Consider the following 22,463-nt stretch of genomic DNA (forward strand, 5'->3'; position numbering starts at 1 on the left):
ATGCCGCGGTCGTCGGGTCGTCGCTGGAGCACCGGGACAGCCCGCTGCTCGTCACGCTGGCGGGAGGACGGCATCCGCGTGGACCGGACGAGAGGGCGTCGACCGTCCTCGCCGTCGGACAGCATGCCGATCGTGTGTCCCGGACAGGTCGCAGAGCCGTCGGACAACGGTGTCACTGCGTCATCGGTCCCGCCGTGGTCGCCGTTGTCGCCGACCCTTTCACCCGGACGCCGAAGCGGGGGGTCACGCCATCGGCCGCGGCCAGGTCGAGCACCGGGCGGCGCGACCGAACTCGGGCCGAGTGTCACCGGTCGATCCGAGCCGGTGCGGAATCAGCCCCTGACGTCGGGTTCGAGGGGCTCGGCGCTGCGTCCTCGCTGCGCCTGAGCGGTCGCGATCGCCAAGGCCGCGACCGTCAGGTACAGCACGATGCTGGGGATCATCGCGGGCAGTGCGCCGGAAACGTCAGCGAGGTGTCCGACCACGAGCGCCGCGACCCCGCTCACCAGGGACCCCAGCAGCGACACGACCGAACTAGCACCGGCGCGGCGCGAGTCGTCCACGACCGCGTGCAGCTCGGACCTGCAGTACACGCTCACCGCGATCTGCAGCATGACGTGCACCCCGAAGAACCCGGCGATGAGTGGTACCTGGTCGCTTGCGGCGAACCCCACGACCGACACGATGTTGCCCGTGACGCACGCCAAGAGCGCCCGCGTTCCCACTCGACGGTGCCCCAGCAGCTGACCTCCCAGCAGGCCGGCGACCTTCATCACGGCGAAGCCGACGAAGACCGCTGAGACGTCCGTCGCACCCAGTCGGAGCTGCCAGAGCAGGAGAGGACCGACCAGCGCTGCATCAGCCGTGACCGCGAGCCAGGCCCGCGGGTGGCGCCCGATCTGGACCAAACCGCTGGCGTATGCGGCAAGCGGCTCGACATGGCGAGAGGCTGGAGTCGACGTCCGCGGTCGTCCGACGAGGAAGACCACGGCGGCGACGGCGATCCAGAGCGCGCCGAGTCCCCAGATCAGCTTGGGTGCAACCGAGTAGCCGAAGAGTCCCAGTGCCCCGCCTGCCAGGGACGTGGCTGCTCCGAGCGCCACCGAGAAGCCCATCACCCGTCTTCGTTCGTGTGTTTCGACAGGTCCGAGCCGGTTCAGCACGTAGGCCACCGAGGTACCGCTCATAGCGGCCGCGCCGATCCCGGCCAGGCCCTCGCCGAGGAAATCGCCGACCGGACCGAGCGCGAGGAAGAAGAGGGTCAGCCCGACGAGACGGATCGCGTTGCCGATCTGGATCGCCGCCCAGTGGGACCGACGATCGAAGACGACGGCAGAGGGCAGCTCTGCGACCGCGAGCGAGATGTTGAACGTCGCAGTCAGCGCTCCGATCACGGCGACGGAGTAGCCCAGTCCGCGGAAGTAGAAGGTGTCCAGGACGCTGAAGCATCCGATGCCGATCCCGCTGCAGCCCAGGAAGAGCCAGATCCCGATGCCGGTCCGTTTCATGGCGTTCACATGAACAACGGGCCGCGGTACCCGATGGTGCCCTCGTGCCCGCTCACCCGCTCCCAATTGCCGAACCGGCGGAGGTTCGGGAAGTAGAGGTCGTCGAGCGGGAGGATCCGATCGCTGATCACTCTGACCACGGAGTGGCTCGGGTGATCAGCGAGGACCGCACGGGCGAATCGCAGACCGTGTCGGGCGGCGTGCTCGATGAGGGCGTCGAGGACCGACTCCGTGCCGAGGGAACCGAGCCCGCTTCCCCAGAGCGCAATCTCCTGAGCTAGTTCGGGCTGCCCGAAGAAGGCGGGGAACTGCTCCTGCGCTTGCCCGGACCACCAGAGGCTCCGCATGTCGGTGTCGGACGGGGCGACATCCACGCCTGTCATGAGGGACCGCCACATCTGGACCGCTTCGAGCACGCTCTTGCGCAGTGCTGCGGTCGAGGAGACGGCAACACCCATCCCACGTGCGGCCATCGGGCTCGCCGTCCGACCGACCAGTGCGCAGTGTGCAACGGGGAGTGAGAGCGGGTTGGGGATCCATCGGAGCACGACATCGACCTCGTAGTTCCGGTCGAGGACGTCGACCAGTTCCGAGACCGGCGCCGGGTCGGCGGGCACGAGTGGCATCCGCGTCCGTGCAGCGAACCAGAATGCGTCACGCTCCAGGAGCTCGAGGATGCCCTGCAGGGTTGCTTCGGCAACTGTGCCGCCGGCCGCGGCCCCGGTCGTGCTGCTTGCCGTCGGCACTGCGACTCCTGAGGAGGGTGGCGTGTACGGCGCCCGCACCAGGGACTCCGGGAGTGTGACCGGCTCGAGACCGTCGAGCGGCTCGAGCGTCGTGACCTCGATCACCGCCTCCGCATCGACGGGGATGGTCGCTCCGGTGAAGTCCTTCGCCGCTCGCCACGATGCTTCCGGGAACGCGCGGATGGTCTCCAGTCTGCTTCGGCTGGAGCGCGTCGCGATGCAGTACCGCTCGAGCCCCTCGCCGACGCAGCTGGCGAGCGCTTGATCGAGCGTGTCGCCCTTCCCGCCGACGGGCGCGTACACCGTGGGCGTCCCGAGGAACATGCCGGTGTCGACGGTGAACAGGCCACATGCCTGGTCGAACGACGGGTTGAGCAGGACGGATGCGAAGCCGAAGAGGCCGCGGTGGCGAGACACGAAGTCCCGGGCCGTTCCTCGCCTCGGGAGTCCGTTCCCGCTTGTGGGGTCGTCGGGCTGGTCGACGACGTCTCGAGCCGTCAGGGCCGTCAGGTGGGAGATCGCAGCATCACACTGACTGCAGTCGGGCCAGGGGGCGACCAGCGACCAACTCTGCGCGACATCTGCGTTCGTCATGGCCAGGCCGATCCCGCGCGTCGCGCTCCCGTGGACGATCGCGTCGAGTTCGTCGGTCCCGATCGTCGTCGGTGGCGACTCTTGTGATTCGAACAGCAGTGCCACTTTCCGGTCGAGGCAGTCGCCGCAGACCTGTGGTGCGTCGTATGGCTGTGCCCAGACCGTTCGGACGTCGGGGTCGGTCGGATGCTGCCGGAGGTGGACCACAGGGGCGGCGTCGGGGAACCTCGGGATGCCTGCCAGTTCAGCGTGGATGGTTTCGAGCGAGTTCATCGGTCCTCACGAACGGGAAGAGCCCCGCGGTCCTCCACGGGGCTCTTCTCGGAAGCAATCAGTGAGCGTCGGTCGTCCGAGTCACGGCGCTCGACGCCGGGACCTGGATCGCGACGCCGGGCCCGTAGCCGCCAGCCTGACGGGTGGCCCCCACGTTGCGTTCCGTGGCGCTGAACAGGTTCGAGTGCATGTGCTCTTCCTCTCTCTGGGTGAATCCATGGCCCCGATCGAGCCATCGATGGAGGAGAACCTATCGACACACAGAACTGCAGTGCAAAATGTCAAGATTTCGCTTGTGGAGCTTGAAGACTGTACGACGAACCATCTGCCGAGCGTGTGACCACGCCGGTGTCGACCGCGTCTCGGCGGACGAGCGCGACGTCCTCGACGAACATAGCGAGGGCGGCGTTCAAGGTCTCCTCGGAGATGCTCCGCCGGGCCGGGAGTCGGTCGAAGACGGTGCGGACGATCGCGCTCGAGAGCTCCTGGCGTCCGCCTGCCTCGATCGGCAGGTCCCTGATCCGTCCGACATGCAGGACCGCGCGGTCGGTGAGGAGGAGCTCGATCGCCTCCTTCGTCTCCCGGAGCAGGCCGGTGTCGACCGTGCCGTCGGCTCCGACCCAGTCGAATCGGTCCGCCGGGATTGTCGGCTTCATCGTGGCCGCGACCACCTGTCGTGCGCGCCGGAGCGCGGAGTGCGTACTCACGTCGAGTCCTCCTTCGTTGCCTGGGTGCAGCGACGATACCGAGGGGGTGCCTTGCGATGCCGAGTCGCGGCAGCGAGATGAACTGCGGTTGCGCCCGACGACACCTCCATCGCGCGAACGGGTCGTCGTGCAACTCACGAGATCAAGTCGGCTCCGCCTTCTCTGCCCGTCGGCAGGAACGGAACCGCGCTGAGGACCGGGGGCGGACACCCCGCCACCTCCTGAGCGGGGTCTTGGTCCGCACACGGTCCGCGGTCGCTCCGCCTCTTCCGCGTAAGGCAGAGCCCCGGGTGGTCGTGCCAAGCTGTCGGTCATGGGGTGGACGAAGCAGTTGCCGACGTGGATCGTCGGAGTCATCATGGCGGTCCTGTTCGCCGCGCTGTGGTTCGCGTTCACGTTCATCACCACACCGGAACTCGGCGTCGGAGCTCGAGCGCTCGCTTCCGCTGTCGCCGGCGCAGGGTACGGCGTCGGGATGGGGTTGTGGCTCGGGCGGACACGACGCGGGTACGGCGGGGCAGCACGGCGACCCGACTTCGGCCGGGCCGTCCGCCGCGGCACCGTTCCGGCGGACGTGGACCTGGAGGAATGGCGGCGCGCGGTGGAGCACCATCAGCGGCAGCACCGGCCGTTCCGATGGGCGGCGCCGCTGCTGTACCTGCCGATGACCGCCCTCGCCATCTGGCTCGCGGTCACCAGCCAGCCGCTGTTCTGGGTCGGCGCGGTCTTGTTCCTCGCCATGCTCATCGTCACCGTCGTCACCACTCCGAGAGTGCTCCGCAACACGGAGACCATGCTCGCCGAGCTCGACCGACGGCAGCGCGTGCAGCAGACCGTCCAGTGACGGTCGTCGGCTCAGCGAGACTCCGGTCACTCCGAGGATGCACGGATGAAGAGGTAGTCCGGACGAGGGGCATCGAGTGTCCGGACGAAGAAACCAAGTCCGCCGTTGCTCGCGTAGCCCTGGCGCACGAACCTGTCGGCGTAATAGAGGCGGACCCCGGGTGAGCTCCCCTCTCCCGGCTGCCAATGTCCGGAGAAGCTCGTCGGGTACCGGCCGTCCGCGCAACCCGGAGGGCTCGTCGCGGCGTTCCCGGACCGGCACGCGAGATCGACGGGGAAGTTGCGCGCCGTGTACGTCCGGTCCGCCGAGACGGTGAACTCGGCGGCGCGGTCGCCGTCCTCCCCCTGGAGTCGCCAGGTGCCGGTGTAGTCCTGGGGTGCAGGCTGTGCCGGGACCGCGCACCCGGTCAACACGACCGACAGCACCGCCACCAGTGTCGCGATGCCCACCCGGCGTCCTGTCGCCATTGCACCCCCCCCCGTCACCCTGGCCTCGGCATGGAGATCGTACGTCCCGGGAGTCAACAGGGAGCAGTTCCGCTCGGAAGCCAACGGGGGTGGGGGAGAGTCTCAGCTGAATCGAGAGAGGAACGACCGCGCTGAGCTGCGACTCTGATCGAAAAACGGAGCGAGTGACGGGAATCGAACCCGCGCTACCAGCTTGGGAAGCTGGAGTTCTACCATTGAACTACACTCGCGCATCCCGTCGAACGGGACCGCACCAGCCTAGCGGATGATCCGCTGGATGCCAGCCGAGCGCTCCCGCGAGCCGCGGGCCGGACGTGATCCGCGCCTCCCGGCCGCCCCTGTCTCTCCGCTGTGAGCCGCCGTCCTCCACGGACACTCCCGGACGCCGTGTGTACCGTCCAGGGAGATCAAGCGAGTGTCAGCACGACCGAACCGAGGAGGAACCGGATGGTCAGGCATCCCCTCATCGACGACGTGGTCGGACCGGCCATCATCGTGGACTCGAGCGCCCCGGTCGTCTGGCTGACCGAGTCCTTCGACTCGCTGCTCCGCCGTGCGTCCGGCTCCGGTCGCACGGTCGTCCTCAGGACCGGTCCGGAGGCTGCGCTCACCCCCGCCCTCCGGCACGCGCTCGGCACCCACGGTGCCGCATGGGCAGTCCGCGGGCCGGACGGCGAGCTCCGCGACGGGCGCACCGGCGTGCCCGCCGCCGGCATCGAGGACTTCGTGGAGCACGGACCGGAACTGCTCGGCGATCCGTCTCCGGAGCACCGGGAGGCCCTCGGCTCGGTCCGGCAGATCAGCATCGACCTCACGCTCCGCCACCACGACGAGCGGTCGGTGGACATCGGTTCCGCGATCGAGGCACTCTGCGCCGCCGTCGACACCTGCCCGACACGGTGGGGGACCTCCGAGCCGCTCACCTCTGCCTGGGACCGCTGGGTCGTCACGCAGTACGCGAAGCACGAGTCACCGGGCATCAGCACCTCCTACGCCGTCGGCGACGGCATCTCCGCGACGATGACAGCGCACCTGACCGACGGGGTCGTCGTCGAGACGATGTCCGCGGTGCTCACGGTGCCCGAGGGCGGTACCGACCCCGGGCTCGCCGGTCGTCTGCTGGACGCCGTGCACCGCGTCGCGAGCGACGTCGAGCCGGTGTTCGGCGTGGTCATGCAGCGCCGCGGGGACGCCGACCACCTGGTCCGCGCCGTCTCGTACGGCGAGCCGGAGCCGCTCGCGGTGATCGTCGGCCCCGAGGCCACCCGATTCCTCGACCGCCGCGGCGAATGGCCGCCCGTCCGCACCACGACCGAGACCTTCGCCGGCGAGGTCGGCGAGGGGCTCGTCGTCCGCTTCGAGGACGGCTGGGTCGCACTCGAGTCGTTCCTCGACCGCATCGACGAGGACCGCTTCCTGCAACTCGTCGGCGGGGCCCCGCTCGACCCGGCCCACGACGACGGCGCCCTCGGGGCGCACGCCATGCAGCACGGCGGGCAGGGGTCGCAGGGTGCCGCGTGAGGTGACCCTGCTCTGTCGTGGTCCGGTCGAGGTCCGCGACGTGGCCGAAGCCCTGCTCCTGCACGACGACTCCTGGGGCGTCCGTGCCCTCGACGACGGCCCGATGACGCAGGTCTGCCGCGACGCGACCCACCCGGTCATCACGGTGCTCGGGGTCCGTCGGGTCGACTCCCTGGACGAGGTCACCCGACTCCTGCCGGACGCCCCGGCGATGTCCGTCCCGCTGTGGTGGGTCGACACCGTCACCCCGCTGGGCGCGGACGGCGAGGCCGGGGTCACCGCGGCCCTCGAGGCATCGCTCGACCTCGATGCGGTGTGCATCGTGCACGGGGACTGACGCAGCCGCTCGTAGCGCGAACTGATGCTGCCGGGAATCAGCTGATCAGACCGCGGCTCGATGACGTGACCGACTCCCGCCGGCGGATCGGCCATGATTTGTGCACTTCGGCAGGGGTGGTGTGTCTCACGGAGAGCGTGTCCAGGCGAAGGTGATGGCGCTCTCACTGTAGAGATCAGCCCACGTCCATTGCCTCCAGGTCTCAACTCGCCGAACCGAATGTCCGAGACATGATGCAGAATGGCGACGTGATGAAACGCATGGCACTGGGTAGCAGCAGCGATATGCCGCTACTCTTCGCGCCTGCGGAGAGCCTCGGGCGTTTCGATGCGAGCGCCCTGCATCTTGGCACCCAGGACATCATCCGTTTAGGGGGCTTCGCTCTCAAAAATGGGTACAAGATACTTCAATTTCGTATAGCAGACCCCTATCTATCGCCGCTAGAGCCGCAAGAGGAGCGAGTCATCTCTGAGCAGATGATTGAACTATTGCATCGCTACGATACGAGGGAGCTGATCGGAGCAATGCAAGAGGAGTTTGACGGTCTCTACATTGTGGGCGTAGAGTTGCAATCTGCAAATTCTCAGCGTCGTATGTCGATAAGGCGAGGTGGCTACATCGATACAGCGGCGACCTGGGAAGCGGAAGCCTTCCTTCAATCAGCCTGGCAGGACCTTCGGCTGACGTGAACCCGTTCAAACTTGCGACAATTGAGGCGCTTAAAGTAGCAGTCGTCGCCTGGGGTGTCGTGGCCGTCGATCCTTGGACCAGCAAGTATCTACCTGGCTGGGATCCGGTGTGGAGGTACTTTGTCGGCGCACTTGTCGCTGCGCTGGTGCTCGAGATTCTGCTACAGATCGTTTTAGGCAGGCCTGGTGTGCAACTTCATTGGGAGGTCAAAGGCGACCCTATAACGCCTACGTCGCAACTGGTTGTCAAGATGAGCAGGACGACGCTTGCGACTCAGGCTGTCGAGTTGCGAATTCTGAGCAGAGACAGCGGCTGGGTTAGCTATGTGCTACTACGGATGGTTTGTCACGCGGACGTACGGTTGGAGGTCCGTCTTGATCAGTCGTCGTTGCGACCTGTAGTTGAGAGATCGTCGGAACCTGCTAATGTTCCTTCCGTTGTGGCGGTGAACGCGAGCCATGGCTTCGTTGTCGACCTAGGTCGGGCACCCCGGCGATCCGGACAGTGGCACGAAGCTGACATGCGTTGGGAGTCGCCACACCCACTCGACAATATTGAGTACAATGTCGATTATGTATTTACTCACGATAGGCTGATTGTCCGGCTCCTACTCCTGTTTTGGAGGCGGGATTCGAATGTCCAGTCTGTCCGCGTGATCCGGAGATAACTTGCCCACGATGAGCCGCGCCAGTGTCGGCGTGCTGCCCCTTATGACACGAACCGCAATGACGCTCGAGGAGCTTCGGGAGCGCATGATGCAGAACAGGCCTAACTTGCAGACGTTGAGGCCAGGGTGGGCGAGCATGGAGAACTCGCATTCAAATCTCGGGGGTGTCAATGCCGCACCTCCGGTTTCAGACCCCGAGTTGATTCAAGCGGCTGGAGATCTCCCAAGGATGCTTCAGGCGCGGTTTTACTTTTGGGCACCATTGCCTGCGGGATTGAGCGAGCAAATTGGTCTTGATCCTCGAACAATCCGACGGCTAGATGCGATCGATGTTGTGGTGACCGAAGTGGGTGATAAGCATTTTGGTATCCTTGTGTCGAGTCGTAATCGAACGGTACTGCACCGTCGCGACGGTGTATTAGCCGATCTTCAGCGCCTCCTGCAAGGTGCCGACGCGACCATCAAGATCGATCGCCGGTCCTCGCATCTGCAGCTCGAAGATCCCGACATCTTCCTTTGGCTTACGGTTCAGCAGCGAGATCGTGACCAGCTCGCGCCAGACCTCATTCTCGACGCGGTCTCGGGAATTAGCGGTCGCGACGCTTCGGCGCGCACTGCGGATCTCCGCGCCGGTGTCGATTTCTCGCGGCCTAACTTCCTCACTGCGGTTGCGGAGGCAGATACTCTTGGACCGATTGAGATTGCCTTCATTCAGGCTATTGGAGCGGAGCGCCGCGCCTTCGCGTTGAAGCTTCATGTCGACGGTGGCTTCACCATCCAGTCCAGCGATATTCATCTTCCAGACGTCATGGGTACCGAGGAGAAGATGCTGACTGCGGCTTTGTTCCTCGCTTTTTCTCTTGTACCGCGTATCAATAGTCTCTACGTTGCTGATGCGGCCGCATGGTCGGCGCGGCGGGTTGAGATCATCAACGCGGCTATGGATGAGCTTGAAGAGCGGTACAGGCGCGCCAAGCGCGCGCTTCAGGAGCGTGTGCAGACTGCTCCGAAGTTGACGCCAGACGCTATTGGATAGCGGAGTCGTTGCGAGGCTTGCCTGCTGGCAGCTAGGCCTCGTGACGAGGCCGCCAGTGGCGCTTTCAGTTTGGCATATCTTCAAGCGGGCTCAGGGCTGAGTAGGCCGCGAAGTCGGTGTATGGTTCTTGCGTTGTGACATGCTGATTTCGTTGCCGAGCGAAAGCGGCCGCATTTTCCGCTAGTACAAAAATGTCGCAGTCAATACACCGCCATCCTTGTGCTTCGAGTCGCATCTGTTGTAAGCAGATGCAGGTCAAAATGCCAAGTGTCCACTCGTCGTTCATGCGTCTATTCAAGCGCCGTCAGCGGGTGTGTGGGTGGTCTGCGCTCGCTCGGTGGACGAGCGTTGTTATCCCCAAGGCCGGGCACTCGAGTAGGGCGGACCTGAAGGCGTTTCTGAGTCCACGTCGAACTAGCCTCGAGCGACGCGATGGGACGTTCGCGCGCTCGAGGGTGACCTATATCCAGTTGCGCGGGCGCTTCCAGCGGTTCGGATCTTGAGCATTCCCTAAGTGAGATCGGTCCGGTGGAAGTTCAGCGCTGAACGCGACGGAGTCGGCCCGCGCTGTCCCTGGTACCGCGACTGGTACTCGGCGGATCCGTACGGCTTCTCGGCCGGGCTCGACAGCTGGAAGAAGCAGAGCTGCCCGATCTTCATCCCGGGCCACAGCTTGATGGGCAGGGTCGCGACGTTCGACAACTCCAGGGTCACGTGTCCGGAGAAGCCCGGGTCGATGAAGCCCGCCGTCGAGTGGGTCAGGAGGCCCAGTCGGCCGAGCGAGCTCTTGCCCTCGAGTCGTGCGGCGATGTCGTCCGGCAGCGAGACCACCTCGAACGTCGACCCGAGCACGAACTCACCCGGGTGCAGGACGAACGCCTCGTCCGGGTCGGTCTCGACCAGGCGGGTGAGCTCGGGCTGGTCCTCGGCGGGGTCGATGTGCGGGTACTTGTGGTTGTCGAACAGCCGGAAGTACTTGTCGAGCCGCACGTCGATGCTCGACGGCTGCACGAGCGAGGCGTCGTACGGGTCGAGGCCGATCCGGCCCTGGTCGAGCTGAGCGGCGATGTCGCGGTCGGAGAGCAGCACGCTGGAAGCCTAGTCGTCGGCCCGTGCCCCGTCAGGACTCGAAGGCGTCGAGGACCCAGTCGTCGGTGGGCAGGGTGCGGTCGTGCCAGCGCATCCGGATCGAGCCGTCGTCGACCGCGTGGAAGTCGGGGTGGCCCTCACGGAGCTGGCAGCGGTGCCCGTGCAGCGTCCGCGGGCAGCGGTCCTGGTCCGGTACGGCCCCGCTGCGGCCGACGACTGCCCCGACCAGGCGGACGGCGACGCGGCGCAGGCGAGCACGGCCGGTGCGACGGAGGCTCGCGCGCCGGAGGACGGGACGCGCGGCGGACGGGGGACGACGTGATGTGCGCACAGGATGCTCCAGCTGTTCGCCATGGATCTGATGGATCGAGCGGCCGGGGTCTGGGGCTACCGGAACGCTAACCGAGCGCACCTCGGAGTGGGTGGAGTCCGCGCGACTAGGCTGAAGGTGTCCGCTTCAGCACCCAGCCCCCGCGCTGCGGCCACTTCTCGCAGGAGCGCTGATATCCATGACCACCACCACCTTCACGGGCTCCCTCGCCCGGGGCCGACGATGACTTCCTTCACCGACGCGGCCCGTCGCCTCCAGGGTGGCGACGACGACGCCCTGGCGGGTGCGTTCGTCGACGTCCTCCCGGTGGCCGGCGCCGCGCTCTCCACGCTCGGTCGGCCCTTCGGCAGCGCCGTGATCGCCGCCTCGGATCCGCGAGCCGCGGAGTCGGACGAACAGCAGGTGCTCCTCGGCGAGGGTCCGGGTTGGTCGGCGCTGCGCAGTGGGGCTCCCGTCCTCGCCTACGACCTGAGCGAGACGACCGACGACGAATGGCCGTCCACCCGTGCGGCCCTGCGGGCGACGGGATGGGCCGGGCTGCTCTCGTTCCCGCTCGCCGTCGGCACCTTCGACATCGGCGCCGTCACGCTGTACCGACTCGAGACCCAGCCGCTCGCACCCGCTGAGCTCTCCGAGGCGAAGCTGCTCGCCGGGCTGGCCGCGCTCCGTGTCCTGTACACGACGACGCGTGACCTCGAAGGCGGCATCGCCACCTCCGCCGTCTCCGTCACGCATTCGTCCGGGCGTCACGTGCACCAGGCGACCGGCATGGTGGTCGCCCAGCTGGGCCTCACTCCGGAGAACGCGCTGCTGGTCCTCCGTGCACGCGCCTTCGCGGACGGGCAGCCCCTCCGCGCCATCGCCGAAGCCGTCATCGAGCGGCGCATCGACTTCCGAGACCCACGCACAAACGACCCCGCACGGAAAGAAGACCGCTGATGACGCAGAGCAGAGAGCAACGCCTCGTCGACACGTTCGTCACCCTCGCCGACACCCTCGTCGACGACTACGACGTCATCGAACTGCTCCAGATGCTGGTGGGGAAGGCAGCGGACCTGTTCGACGTCACCGCGGCCGGCATCATGCTCGCGACCCGGACCGACGAACTCGAGTTGGTCGCGTCGACCAGCGAGCGGAGCAACCTCGTCGGCGTCATGCAGCTCGACGCCGGCGAAGGTCCCTGCGTCGAGGCCTACCGCACCGGCCGGGTCGTCACCGTGGGCAGCACCGCCGAGTTGCGCCGACGGTGGCCAGCATTCGCAGCGGCGTCGGAGCGGTTCGGGTACGCGTCGGTGCACGCCATCCCGCTCCGTCTGCGGGACGAAACGCTCGGCTCGATGAACCTCTACCGCGAGCGGCCGGGTGCGCTGGGCGACGAGGACATCGTCGCCGCCCAGGCGCTGACGGACGTCGCGACCATCAGCATCCTGCAGCAGCGCGGACTCGAGCGGGCCAGCATCGCGCGCGACCAGCTCCAGCGGGCGCTCGACAGCCGGGTGGTCATCGAGCAGGCCAAGGGGTTCCTCGCGCAGACGCACGAGGTCGACATGGACCAGGCGTTCGGGATGCTCCGGTCCTACGCGCGGTCCCACCAGGTGCCGCTCGCGGAGACCGCGCGGCAGGTCGTCGAGCGGACCGTCTCGATCTGAGGATGACCGGGGCCGACCGTCAGGCGAGCTCGCGCAGGTCGGCCCCGTGCTGGATGACGTCCGCGGCGACGTCGCGCAGACCGCGGCCGGTGCGCACGGCGCCGTCCCGGAGGACCCGGAAGGCCTCGTCGATCTGGACGTCCCGCCGGTACGCCAACGCGCCCTTGGCCTGTTCGAGCAGCACCCGGGCCTCCAGGGCGTCCGCGATCTGCTCGTCGAGCGTCCGTTGCGTCCCCTGCGCGCGGTGGCGTGCCAGAGCCGCGGAGGCCGCGTCGGCGAGCAACTGGATCATCACGACGTCCTGGTCGTCGTGTCCCCGGTCGTGGTCCGCGAAGACGCACAGGCACCCGATGGTCGCGGTCCGCAGCCGGATGGGCTCGGCGAAGGTGCCGATCAGTCCGCGGTCGCTCATGGTCTGGACGAAGGTCGGCCATTCCGCGGCCTTCGTGGAGACGTCCGGGACGTCGATCGTCCCGCCGGTCCGGTAGCAGTCCAGACAGGACCCCTCGTTCGTGCCGAGCTGGGCTTCCTCGGCGTCGATGCCCCGCTCGCTCGTCGAGGCGATCACGTTCAGGACGCCGGACCGGTCGGCCAGGACGATCCCCGCCTCGGCGGACCCGGTCCACCGCACGCATGCGTCCACCGCCCGGGTCATGGCGTCGAGGACGTCGAGCGACGGGTCCAGCACGGCGGCGACCGCGCCGAGCACGTGGTCGAACCGGTCCTGGTCGTCGAACTCTGTCGTCGTCGTCACCCGCCCGAGCGTACGGGGGCGGCCCGGGACGCCGCGCAGCATCCTGCCCTCGCGCGTCCAGACCCGCGCGCCTACGATGGAGGGTCCGCGGACCGCGGACGGAACCGACCCGAGACAGGTATGGCCGTCACGTCACCCCAGCCCCACCCCGACGCCGCAGGTCGTCCGGACACCGCCTCCCGACCGGGAGGCCCGGCACCGGAGACCGCGCCCGTCACCACCCGCACGTCCACCGTCGCGACCGTCCTCGTGATCGCCCTGCCGCTCGTCGTGGCGTGTGCGCTCCTCGGGATGACGATCACCGGGGCGTTCACCGCGAACCAGCAGCTCGTCTCCGCGGGTGACGTCGTGCAGTTCGGTCTCGTCGCCGCCCGTGGTGTGCACGACGGGGTCGCCGCGCTGACCGTCGGTCTGCTCATCGTTGCCGCGTTCGCGCTGCCCGCGCAGAAGGCCGACCACGGGGCGATGTCCTCCGTGCAGCACCGGGCCGCTCGGTGGGCGGCGGTCTCCGGGTCGGTCTGGTTCCTCGCCGCCGTCGCCGGGATCGTCCTGACCGGGGCGAACACCCTCGGCGTCCCGCTGACGAGCCCCGTCTTCGCCCGCAACTTCCTGCTCTTCGCGTTCCAGGTGGAGATCGGGCAGTCGCTCGTCGTCTCGGCCGCGGCCGTGCTCATCGCCACGCTCGTCGCCGCGTTCGCCACCAGGGCCACGACCCTCGCCGTCGCCACGGTCGCCGCGCTGTTCGCCCTGCTGCCGCTCGCGCTCTCCGGCCACGCCGCCGGCTCGCTCGAGCACGCGAACGCCGTCAACTCGCTCGCCGTCCACCTGCTCGGCGTGTGCGTCTGGGCCGGTGGACTCGTCGCCGTCGTGCTCCTGCGTGTCCGGACGAAGGGCGCCACCGGACGGGTCGTCGCGCGGTACTCCACGCTCGCCGGGTGGGCCTTCGCGGCTGTGGCGTTCTCCGGCATCGTCAACGCGCAGCTCCGGCTGACCGGGCCGCTCGACCTCGTCACGACGCCCTACGGCTGGCTCATCACGACGAAGGCCGCGATCCTCGTGCTCCTCGGGATCGCCGGGGTCGTGCAGCGCCGCAAGCTCGTGCCCGGGCTGCTCCGCGCCCCGACCGACCGCCGGCTGTTCGTCCGCTTCGCCCTGGCCGAGATCGTGTTCATGGCCGTCGCGATCGGCGTCTCGGTCGCCGTCGCCCGCAGCCAGCCGCCGATCCCGCAGACGCCGGAGACCGGGGCCGACACCCGCTCCGGGCTCATCGGGTACCCGTACCCGCCCGAGCAGACGATGCAGACCTACCTGTCGCACTGGCACATCGACTGGATGTGGCTCGCGCTCGCCCTGGTCGGCGCCGGCTGGTACCTGTGGAGCGTCCGCAAGCTCAAGCAGCGCGGTGACTCCTGGCCGGTCGGCCGCACCATCGCCTGGCTCGTCGGTTGCGCCGTGTTCATCTGGACGACCTCCGGGGGACCGGCCGTCTACGGCATGATCCACTTCTCGTCGCACATGGTGCAGCACATGCTGCTCATGATGTTCGTCCCGCTGCCGCTCGTGCTCGGCGGTCCGGTGCTCCTCGCGTTGCGGACCCTGCCGGTGCGCAACGACGGCTCCCGCGGTGCCCGTGAATGGCTCATGCTCTTCGTGCACTCGCGGTGGATGCAGTTCCTCGCGAAGCCCGCCGTCGCCGGGGTGGTCTTCGCCGGGTCCCTCGTCGTGTTCTACTTCACGCCGGCGTTCGAGTACGCGATGCAGTCCCACGAGTGGCACATCGTGATGATCGTGCACTTCGTCCTGAGCGGGTACCTGTTCTTCTGGGTGTTCGTCGGCATCGACCCGGGCCCCCAGCGCCCGCAGTACCCGATCCTCATCATCGCCCTGCTCGCGACCCTGGCCTTCCATGCGTTCTTCGGCGTCGCGGTGATGACGTCGCAGTCGGTGTACGCGATCGACTGGTTCCACGCCCTCGGACAGACGAACGACGCGGCACTGCTCGACGACCAGCACACCGGCGGCGGCATCGCGTGGGGCGCCTCCGAGCTGCCGATGGTGTTCGTCGTGCTCATCGTCGTACGCAACTGGGTGCGGTCGGACGAGCGCACCGCCAAGCGGAAGGACCGCCAGGCGGAGCGAGACGGCGACGCCGAGCTCGACGCGTACAACGAGCGGCTGTCGGCGATGCAGCGGCGCGACTGAGCATGTCCACCGGCTCGGGGGCCGACAGCGGCGCCGTCCGTGACGCGTACGGACGGCGCGCAGGCGAGTACACCGAGCAGCTCGGGTCCATGGGGTCGGTGCACCCTGCCGACGTCCACCTCGTCACCACGTGGGCGGCGGGGCTCGGCGGCCCCGTGCTCGACGCCGGGTGCGGCCCCGGCCACTGGAGCGGCCACCTCGCCGACCGGGGGCTCGACGTCGTCGGACTGGACCAGGTGCCGGCGTTCGTCGAGCACGCGCGGCGGACCCATCCGTCCGCTCGGTTCCACCTGGGCAGCGTCGACGACGTGCCAGCCGAGGACGGGCACTTCGCCGGGGTGCTCGCCTGGTACTCGCTCGTCCACCACGACCCGGTGAGCATCGCTCGGCCGCTGTCGGAGGCCGCGCGGGTCCTCCGACCGGGCGGCGGGCTGCTCGTCGGGTTCTTCACCGGCGACCGCGTGGAGCGGTTCGACCACGCGGTGACGACCGCGTACCGCTGGCCGCCCGACGCACTGGCCGACGCGGTCCGCGCCGCGGGCTTCACGGTGCTCGAGGTCCACACCCGGACAGTGGCGACGACGCCAGGTCCCCGCCCGCACGGCGCGCTGCTCGCGGTGCGCTGACCGACGCGACCGGACGCCGGACCGGGCCGGTGCGGAGGGGCGCGGGTCGGGCCTCCAGGCCGGTGCGGAGGACCGGCGGGGGACACGCTACCGGCACAGGGACCACCGAGGCGGACCGGCCTGGAGGCGCGGGACGGGCCTCCAGGAGGGTGCAGGAACGCGTCGGCGCGACCGGGAACGAGGAAGGGCCCCGTCGCTGACGCGACGGGGCCCTTCTGCTGGAGCGGAGAGGCTCAGCCCTTCTTGGCGAGCTCGGAGAGCGTCGCGTCGTTCTTGTAGGCCTCGACGGCGTTGTCCTTGGTGACGAGGACCGGGGTCAGCTCGACGGTGGGGACGATCTTCTTGCCGTTGTCGTTGTTCTTGTCCTTCACGGTCTCCGGCTTCTTGCCGTCGGCCAGGTCGGACACCAGGTCGATCGCGGCCTGGGCCTCGTCGGTGGTGTTCTTGTAGATGGTCGAGTACTGCGTGCCCTGCATGATGAGCGGGATCGACGCGGTCTCGGAGTCCTGACCGGTCACGACGGGGTTGTCCTTGCCGGCAGCCTTGGTCGCGGTGAGGATGGCGCGGGCCAGGGTGTCGTTCGGGGAGAGGACGCCGTCGAGCTCGGTGTCACCCGTGTAGTACTGGGCCAGGAGGTCCGTCATGCGCGACTGGGCCTTCTGCGCGAGCCAGCCCTGGGTGGCGACCTTCTGGAAGGTGGTCTGGCCCGAGGTGACCTTCAGCGTGCCGTCGTCGATCTTCGGCTGCAGGACGTCCATCGCACCGTTGAAGAACACGGTGGCGTTGGCGTCGTCCGGCGAACCGGCGAAGATCTCGACGTTGTACGGCTTGTCGCCCTTCTTCTCCTCGAGGCCCTTGAGGAGCGCCTGCGCCTGGAGCTGGCCCACCTTGAAGTTGTTGAACGCGACGTAGTAGTCGACGTTCTCGGTGTTCAGGATGTTGCGGTCCCAGGCGATGACGGTCGCACCGGCGGCCTTGGCGGCCTTCACCTGCGAGCCGAGCTGCGAACCGTCGGCGGCACCGATGATGACGGCCTTGGCACCCTTGGTGACCATGCCGGAGATCTGCGACTGCTGGTCCGGGACCGGGCTGCCGGCGTTGGCGTACTGGATGTCGGCCTTGAAGCCGGCTTCCTCGATCGACTTCTTGAACGCGGCGCCCGCGAGCACCCAGTTCTGCGAGGTCTTCGCCGGGAGGGCGACGCCGATGAGGTCGCCCTTCTTGATGGTCGAGCTGGAGCCGGAGCCCGAACCCGAGTCGGAGCCCTCCGTGTTGCCACGGGCCGAGCAGCCGCTGAGGGCGAGGCCCGCGATGAGCGCCAGGCTGACGCCGGCGACGATCTTCTTGCGCATGTGATTGCTTTCTCTTCGTTGAGGAGGTGGGGCCGGGGCCCCGCTGTGGTGGATGGGTCGTACCGGGTGTCCCGGCGGCCGGTCACCCGACCGCCGGGATTCCCGAGCTAGGGGAGGGTGACCTTCTCAGGCTGGTCCTCGATCGAGCGCGGCTGCTGCGCACCGATCGTGTTGTCTTCGGTGTCCTTGCGCTGGAACTGCCGCATCATGCCGCCGATCAGCGACGGGCGGCCCTGCGACTTCGAGTACACGTCGAAGGCGACGGCGACGAGCAGGACGAGACCGCGGATGATCTGGACGCGGTTCGACTCGAGGCCCATGAGCTGCAGGCCGTTCGACAGCAGCGCCATGACGAGACCACCGATGATCGAGCCGGAGATCGTGCCGACACCACCGGCGACGGCGGCACCACCGACGAACACGGCGGCGATCGCGTCGAGCTCCCAGCCGGTGCCGTCCGCAGGGCCCGAGGCGCCCGAGTAGGCGACGAAGACCATACCGGCGATCGCGGCGAGGACCGACATGTTCATCATGACGAAGAAGTTGACCTTCTTCGCGGAGACACCGGACAGGACCGCGGCGTTGGCGTTGCCACCGACGGCGTAGACCTGGCGGCCGAAGATCGTGTTCTTCGTGACGAAGCCGTAGACGATGGTCAGGACGCCGAGGATGATCGCGACGATCGGGACCGAGGTGCCGACCGGGCCGGCGGCGAACAGGTAGGTCGCGAAGAGCGTGACGGCGACGAGGATGCCCGTGCGGACGATCGAGACCCACAGCGGCGGGACGTCGGCGTGCATCTTCTTGCGGCGGGCACGGCCACGGGCCTCGATGATGATCAGCGCGGCGATCGTCGCGAGCCCGATGATGAGCGTTCCGTTGCTGAAACCGAAGTCGGGACCGAAGTCACCGAGGAAGCCGGCGCCGATCGGGGTGTACGCGTCCGGGACGGGGACCGAGGTGGACGAACCGATGATCTGGTTCGCACCACGGAAGATGAGCTGACCGGCGAGGGTCACGATGAAGGCCGGGACCTTCACGAACGCCACCCAGAAGCCCTGCCACGCACCGATCAGCGCGCCGATGGCGAGCCCGAGGACGATCGCCGCCCAGACCGGGAAGTGCCAGACCGCCATGGACTGCGCCACGACGATGCCGACGACCGCCGCGACCGAACCGACCGACAGGTCGATGTGGCCGGCGATGATCACCATGACCATCCCCAGCGCGAGGATGAGGATGTAGGAGTACTGCAGGAACAGGTTGATCACGTTGGTGGGCTCGAGGATGAGCCCCTGGGTCGTGATCGAGAACAGGATGAGCAGCACGACGAGCGCGATGATCATGCCGTACTGGCCGATGCTGTTGCCCTTGCCGAAGAGCAGTTTCAGGTTGTTCATGAGACGGTGGCGCCCTTCCGCGCGGACGTCATGCTGCGCATGAGCGTTTCTGGATCGGCCTGGTCGGCCGGGAGGTCAGCGGTGATCTGCCCCTCGAAGATGGTGTAGATCCGGTCGGAGAGACCGAGGAGTTCGGGGAGCTCGGACGAGATGAGGATGATGCCCTTGCCCTCGGCCGCGAGCTGCTGGATGATCCCGTAGATCTCGAACTTCGCACCCACGTCGATGCCGCGGGTGGGTTCGTCGAGGATGAGGATGTCCGGGTCGGTGAACATCCACTTCGACAGGACGACCTTCTGCTGGTTGCCGCCGGAGAGCTTGCCGACGTTGTCCTCGACCGAGGGCACCTTCGTGCGGAGCATCTTCCGGTACTTCTCGGCGACCGAGTACTCCTCGAGGGAGTCGACGACCCCGCCCTTGGAGATCTTCTTCAGGTCGGCGGCGACGGTCGAGCGCTTGACGGTGTCGAGCAGGTTGAGGCCGAGGGCCTTGCGGTCCTCCGACACGTAGCCGAGGCCGTTGTCGATGGCCTGCTGGACGTTCGTGACCTTGATCTCGCGGCCGTCCTTGATGATCTGCCCGTCGAGCCAGGTGCCGTACGAGCGACCGAACAGGCTCATCGCCAGCTCGGTGCGGCCGGCACCCATCAGGCCGGCGAAGCCGACGATCTCGCCCCGGCGGACGTGGAAGTTCGAGCCCTTGCAGACCAGGCGCGACGCGTCGAGCGGGTGCTGCACGGTCCAGTTCCGGACCTCGAAGAACGTCTCGCCGATCTTCGGGGTGCGGTCCGGGAAGCGCGACTCGAGCGACCGACCGACCATGCCGCGGATGATGCGGTCCTCGTTGACGCCGTCCGCCTTGACGTTGAGCGTCTCGATGGTCTTGCCGTCGCGGATGATCGTGATCTCGTCGGCGATCTGCTCGATCTCGTTGAGCTTGTGGCTGATGATGATGCTCGAGATGCCCTTGGCCTTCAACCCGACGATGAGGTCGAGGAGGTGCTGGGAGTCGTTCTCGTTCAGCGCGGCGGTCGGCTCGTCGAGGATGAGGAGCTTGACGTCCTTGTGCAGGGCCTTGGCGATCTCCACCAGCTGCTGCTTGCCGACACCGATGTTCTTGATCTGCGTGTCCGGGTCGTCGGCCAGGCCGACGCGGGCGAGCAGGTCCTGCGCGCGGAGCTGCGCGGCGGTCCAGTCGATGCGACCGAAGCGGCCCGGCTCGTTGCCGAGGAACAGGTTCTCCGTGATGGAGAGCTCCGGGATCAACGCCAGCTCCTGGTGGATGATGACGATGCCGGCCTGCTCGGACTGCTTGATGTTCGAGAAGCGGACTTCCTCGCCCTCGTAGACGATCTCGCCCTCGTACGTGCCGTACGGGTACACGCCCGACAGCACCTTCATCAGCGTGGACTTGCCAGCGCCGTTCTCGCCGCAGATCGCGTGGATCTCGCCGGCTCGGACGCTCAGCGAGACGTCGGAGAGCGCCTTCACACCAGGGAACTCCTTGGTGATGGAACGCATCTCGAGGATCGTCTCGGGAGCGGTGATCGAACGGGTCTCGAGCCCGCTCTCGATCGGGTCGTGACCCTGTGGGGTTGACGCCACGGTGCATCTCCTTCTGCCGCTGCGATGCGGCAGTCCTTCGGTGGAACAGCTGCGGCATCCGAAGGGCACGAGGGTGCGTGCGGACTTCGTTGTCGCGTCCGGTGTCCCCCGTGTGACGGGCCATGTGAACGGTCACATCGAGGAACGGAGGTAATCCTACGCACAGGCTCGCCCGGGCTGTCAATTCGGACGGGTCGCGATTCGGTAACGCTGCGGGCACTTCCGCGCGCAGTGGCTCGGACGCCCCTCGGGCTGGGGACAGACCGACCGGTTCAGCGGTGGCGCGGAGCCCCGGTCGATCCACGGACGACGAGTTGCGGGACGATGTCGATCGGGCGCAGCAGGTCGTCCCCGCTCGGCAGCAGGATGTCCACGCTCCGGCGCCCGAGCTCGGCGAAGTCCACCTGCACGGTGGTCAGCGGCGGCCAGAAGTGCTTCGCCTCCGGGATGTCGTCGTACCCGACCACGGATAGGTCGCCCGGGACGTCGAGGCCGTAGGAGCGGGCGGCGTGCATGACGCCGAGCGCCATCGCGTCGTTCGAGCAGAACACCGCCGTGCAGTCCCGGTAGCGGAGCAGTTCCCGTCCGGCGTGGTAGCCGAAGTCCGCCGTCCAGTCGCCGAGGACCGGGGGCTGCACCGGCTTGTCCCGGTCGGACATCTCGCGCAGGAACCCCTGCATCCGGGCGTCCGCTTCGATCCAGTCCTGCGGGCCGGCGATGTGCCGCACGTACTCGTGGCCGAGGTCGAGCAGGTGCGCGGTCGCCAGCCGGGCGCCCTCCATCTGGTCGACCCAGAGGGCGGTCGGGTCCTCGCCGACGCTCGAGCGCATCGTCACGTACGGGGTGCGCACGCCGAGCTCCTCGATGAGGTCGAACACCCGCTGTTGCGGAGCGATGACGACGATGCCCTCGACGTCCTGGTCGAGCAGGTGACCGAGCCCGTCGCGCACCGCCGCATCGGTCGGTTCCGCGATGTTGGCGGTCGTGACGGAGTACCCGCGCAGGACCGCGGCGTCCTCGATGGCCTGCAGGGTCACGGTCGGCCCGTAGTGGGCGCGCTGCGCGGTGAGGACACCGATCGTCCGCGTCCTGCTGGTCACGAGGGCGCGGGCGGCACGGTTCGGCCGGTACTGCAGCTCCTCCATGGCGGCGCGGACCCGGTCACGGGTCTCGGCACGGATCGCGTCCGAGTTGTTCAGCACCCGCGACACGGTCTGGTGCGAGACGCCCGCGACCCGCGCGACGTCACGGATGCTGGGGGACCGCGGCTGCTCTGCCCGCGTGGTCGCCATTGCTGCTCTCTCCCGCTCGGGCCCGCAGCACGCCCATGTGCACGTTCACATCCCGAGCCAGATCATTATGCACGGCGCGCGGATGCACACCGACTGAAGGCAGGGGCGACCCCGGACGGGAGGCGCGGCGCACCGCCGTCACGGAGCCGACGGAGACGCCGTCGGGACCGGTGCGTCAGCTGCCGGGGGAGGGCCTCCCGGCAGTGGGCCGGGCGCGTCGCGCCCGCCGACGCGCTACCGACCGGCGAGTGCGTCGAGCGGCAGCTCGGCGAGCTGCCACCCGAGCCACGGGCTGAACGCGAAGGGCGCGGCGGTGACGGCCTGGCGGAGCTTCTCCTCCGACAGCCACACCCACTCGGACACCTCGTCGTCCGCGGGCTGCGGATCGGCGTCGGCCACGGCACGGAACACCGGGCAGACCTCGTTCTCCACGATGCCGGAGGCGTCGACCGCGCGGTAGCGGAAGTCCGGCAGGACCAGCTCGACGCTGTGCACGGAGAGCCCGAGCTCGCGGTCGGCCCGCCGGGCGATCGCGTCCTCGAACGACTCGTCCGGGCCGGGGTGCCCGCAGAACGAGTTCGTCCACACGCCGGGCCACGTCTTCTTGGCGAGGGCGCGACGGGTCACGAGGACGTCCCCGGCCGCGTTCTGCACGTGGCAGCTGAACGCGAGGTGGAGGGGCGTGTGGTCTGTGTGCACCGTGAACTTGTCGGCGGTACCGATCGGGGTACGGTCTTCGTCGAGCAGGACAACGGTTTCCGGGAAAAGGCTCAT

Annotated in this window: 22 protein-coding genes and 1 tRNA gene; 9 read left to right on the forward strand and 14 right to left on the reverse strand. The window is 68.0% G+C overall.

The annotated features are described in order from the left end of the window. Positions 1–332: 332 nt before the first annotated feature. From DEJ34_RS01915 to DEJ34_RS01930, 4 genes are all read right to left on the reverse strand, one after another. Positions 333–1,508, reverse strand: a complete 1,176-nt coding sequence (locus tag DEJ34_RS01915; protein WP_146236904.1) for an MFS transporter — start codon at positions 1,506–1,508, stop codon at positions 333–335. Between the two features lie 5 nt (positions 1,509–1,513). Then, positions 1,514–2,671 carry a YcaO-like family protein gene (locus DEJ34_RS01920; RefSeq protein ID WP_181422231.1) on the reverse strand — a complete coding sequence of 386 codons (1,158 nt, stop codon included), beginning with the start codon at positions 2,669–2,671 and terminating at the stop codon, positions 1,514–1,516. A 508-nt stretch (positions 2,672–3,179) separates the two neighbouring features. Further along, positions 3,180–3,311 carry a hypothetical protein gene (locus DEJ34_RS01925; protein ID WP_258368305.1) on the reverse strand — a complete coding sequence of 44 codons (132 nt, stop codon included), beginning with the start codon at positions 3,309–3,311 and terminating at the stop codon, positions 3,180–3,182. 91 nt (positions 3,312–3,402) lie between these two features. After that, on the reverse strand, positions 3,403–3,828 hold the full coding sequence (locus DEJ34_RS01930; RefSeq protein ID WP_110911189.1) for a DUF2087 domain-containing protein: 426 nt from the start codon (positions 3,826–3,828) through the stop codon (positions 3,403–3,405). A gap of 313 nt (positions 3,829–4,141) precedes the next feature. Between DEJ34_RS01930 and DEJ34_RS01935 the strand changes: the two genes are divergently transcribed. Beyond that, positions 4,142–4,672 carry a Rossmann-fold NAD(P)-binding domain-containing protein gene (locus DEJ34_RS01935; protein WP_110911188.1) on the forward strand — a complete coding sequence of 177 codons (531 nt, stop codon included), beginning with the start codon at positions 4,142–4,144 and terminating at the stop codon, positions 4,670–4,672. Positions 4,673–4,698: 26 nt separating this feature from the next. Here DEJ34_RS01935 and DEJ34_RS01940 read toward each other — a convergent pair whose 3' ends face one another. Further along, positions 4,699–5,121, reverse strand: a complete 423-nt coding sequence (locus DEJ34_RS01940; protein ID WP_110911187.1) for a hypothetical protein — start codon at positions 5,119–5,121, stop codon at positions 4,699–4,701. Positions 5,122–5,298: 177 nt separating this feature from the next. Further along, a tRNA-Gly gene (locus tag DEJ34_RS01945) sits at positions 5,299–5,369 on the reverse strand. A gap of 217 nt (positions 5,370–5,586) precedes the next feature. On the opposite strand from DEJ34_RS01945, the gene DEJ34_RS01950 reads away from it, so the two are divergent. From DEJ34_RS01950 to DEJ34_RS01965, 4 genes are all read left to right on the forward strand, one after another. After that, positions 5,587–6,660 (forward strand): DUF6177 family protein, encoded by a 1,074-nt coding sequence (locus DEJ34_RS01950; RefSeq protein ID WP_110911186.1) that lies wholly within the window; start codon positions 5,587–5,589, stop codon positions 6,658–6,660. Position 6,661: 1 nt separating this feature from the next. Further along, positions 6,662–6,997 carry a hypothetical protein gene (locus DEJ34_RS01955; protein WP_110890645.1) on the forward strand — a complete coding sequence of 112 codons (336 nt, stop codon included), beginning with the start codon at positions 6,662–6,664 and terminating at the stop codon, positions 6,995–6,997. Positions 6,998–7,245: 248 nt separating this feature from the next. Beyond that, positions 7,246–7,686 (forward strand): hypothetical protein, encoded by a 441-nt coding sequence (locus DEJ34_RS01960; RefSeq protein WP_146236903.1) that lies wholly within the window; start codon positions 7,246–7,248, stop codon positions 7,684–7,686. Between the two features lie 804 nt (positions 7,687–8,490). Further along, positions 8,491–9,390, forward strand: coding sequence for a hypothetical protein (locus DEJ34_RS01965; protein ID WP_146236902.1), 900 nt, complete (start codon positions 8,491–8,493; stop codon positions 9,388–9,390). Positions 9,391–9,900: 510 nt separating this feature from the next. On the opposite strand, the gene dcd is transcribed toward DEJ34_RS01965, so the two are convergent. Then, a complete protein-coding gene (gene dcd, locus DEJ34_RS01970; protein WP_110911183.1) occupies positions 9,901–10,479 on the reverse strand; it encodes a dCTP deaminase in 579 nt (192 codons plus the stop codon). 31 nt (positions 10,480–10,510) lie between these two features. Next, positions 10,511–10,810: a hypothetical protein gene (locus DEJ34_RS01975; RefSeq protein ID WP_110911182.1), complete on the reverse strand. Its 300-nt coding sequence runs from the start codon at positions 10,808–10,810 to the stop codon at positions 10,511–10,513. A 222-nt stretch (positions 10,811–11,032) separates the two neighbouring features. Between DEJ34_RS01975 and DEJ34_RS01980 the strand changes: the two genes are divergently transcribed. Together DEJ34_RS01980 and DEJ34_RS01985 are read left to right on the forward strand one after the other, a co-directional pair. Beyond that, a complete protein-coding gene (locus DEJ34_RS01980) occupies positions 11,033–11,749 on the forward strand; it encodes a GAF and ANTAR domain-containing protein (RefSeq protein ID WP_181420625.1) in 717 nt (238 codons plus the stop codon). Then, entirely contained in the window at positions 11,749–12,459 is a 711-nt protein-coding gene (locus tag DEJ34_RS01985; RefSeq protein WP_110911180.1) for a GAF and ANTAR domain-containing protein, read from the forward strand. The genes DEJ34_RS01980 and DEJ34_RS01985 overlap by 1 nt, the downstream gene beginning before the upstream one ends. Positions 12,460–12,478: 19 nt before the next feature. On the opposite strand, the gene DEJ34_RS01990 is transcribed toward DEJ34_RS01985, so the two are convergent. Then, complete coding sequence (locus tag DEJ34_RS01990; RefSeq protein WP_181420626.1) at positions 12,479–13,213, reverse strand: GAF and ANTAR domain-containing protein; 735 nt, start codon at positions 13,211–13,213, stop codon at positions 12,479–12,481. 120 nt (positions 13,214–13,333) lie between these two features. Here DEJ34_RS01990 and DEJ34_RS01995 point away from each other — a divergent pair, with 120 nt between their 5' ends. Continuing rightward, positions 13,334–15,415, forward strand: coding sequence for a bifunctional copper resistance protein CopD/cytochrome c oxidase assembly protein (locus DEJ34_RS01995; RefSeq protein WP_110823269.1), 2,082 nt, complete (start codon positions 13,334–13,336; stop codon positions 15,413–15,415). A 2-nt stretch (positions 15,416–15,417) separates the two neighbouring features. Continuing rightward, complete coding sequence (locus DEJ34_RS02000) at positions 15,418–16,041, forward strand: class I SAM-dependent methyltransferase (protein ID WP_110911178.1); 624 nt, start codon at positions 15,418–15,420, stop codon at positions 16,039–16,041. Between the two features lie 233 nt (positions 16,042–16,274). Here DEJ34_RS02000 and DEJ34_RS02005 read toward each other — a convergent pair whose 3' ends face one another. From DEJ34_RS02005 to idi, 5 genes are all read right to left on the reverse strand, one after another. Continuing rightward, positions 16,275–17,393, reverse strand: a complete 1,119-nt coding sequence (locus tag DEJ34_RS02005; protein WP_110823273.1) for a substrate-binding domain-containing protein — start codon at positions 17,391–17,393, stop codon at positions 16,275–16,277. A 107-nt stretch (positions 17,394–17,500) separates the two neighbouring features. After that, on the reverse strand, positions 17,501–18,793 hold the full coding sequence (mmsB, locus tag DEJ34_RS02010; protein WP_110823275.1) for a multiple monosaccharide ABC transporter permease: 1,293 nt from the start codon (positions 18,791–18,793) through the stop codon (positions 17,501–17,503). After that, positions 18,790–20,313, reverse strand: coding sequence for a multiple monosaccharide ABC transporter ATP-binding protein (gene mmsA / locus DEJ34_RS02015; protein ID WP_181419447.1), 1,524 nt, complete (start codon positions 20,311–20,313; stop codon positions 18,790–18,792). The genes mmsB and mmsA overlap by 4 nt, the downstream gene beginning before the upstream one ends. A gap of 356 nt (positions 20,314–20,669) precedes the next feature. Beyond that, positions 20,670–21,689, reverse strand: a complete 1,020-nt coding sequence (locus DEJ34_RS02020) for a LacI family DNA-binding transcriptional regulator (RefSeq protein ID WP_110823277.1) — start codon at positions 21,687–21,689, stop codon at positions 20,670–20,672. A gap of 234 nt (positions 21,690–21,923) precedes the next feature. After that, positions 21,924–22,463, reverse strand: coding sequence for an isopentenyl-diphosphate Delta-isomerase (gene idi / locus DEJ34_RS02025; RefSeq protein WP_110823279.1), 540 nt, complete (start codon positions 22,461–22,463; stop codon positions 21,924–21,926).

The organism is Curtobacterium sp. MCPF17_050, assembly GCF_003224435.2.
GTDB lineage: Bacteria > Actinomycetota > Actinomycetes > Actinomycetales > Microbacteriaceae > Curtobacterium.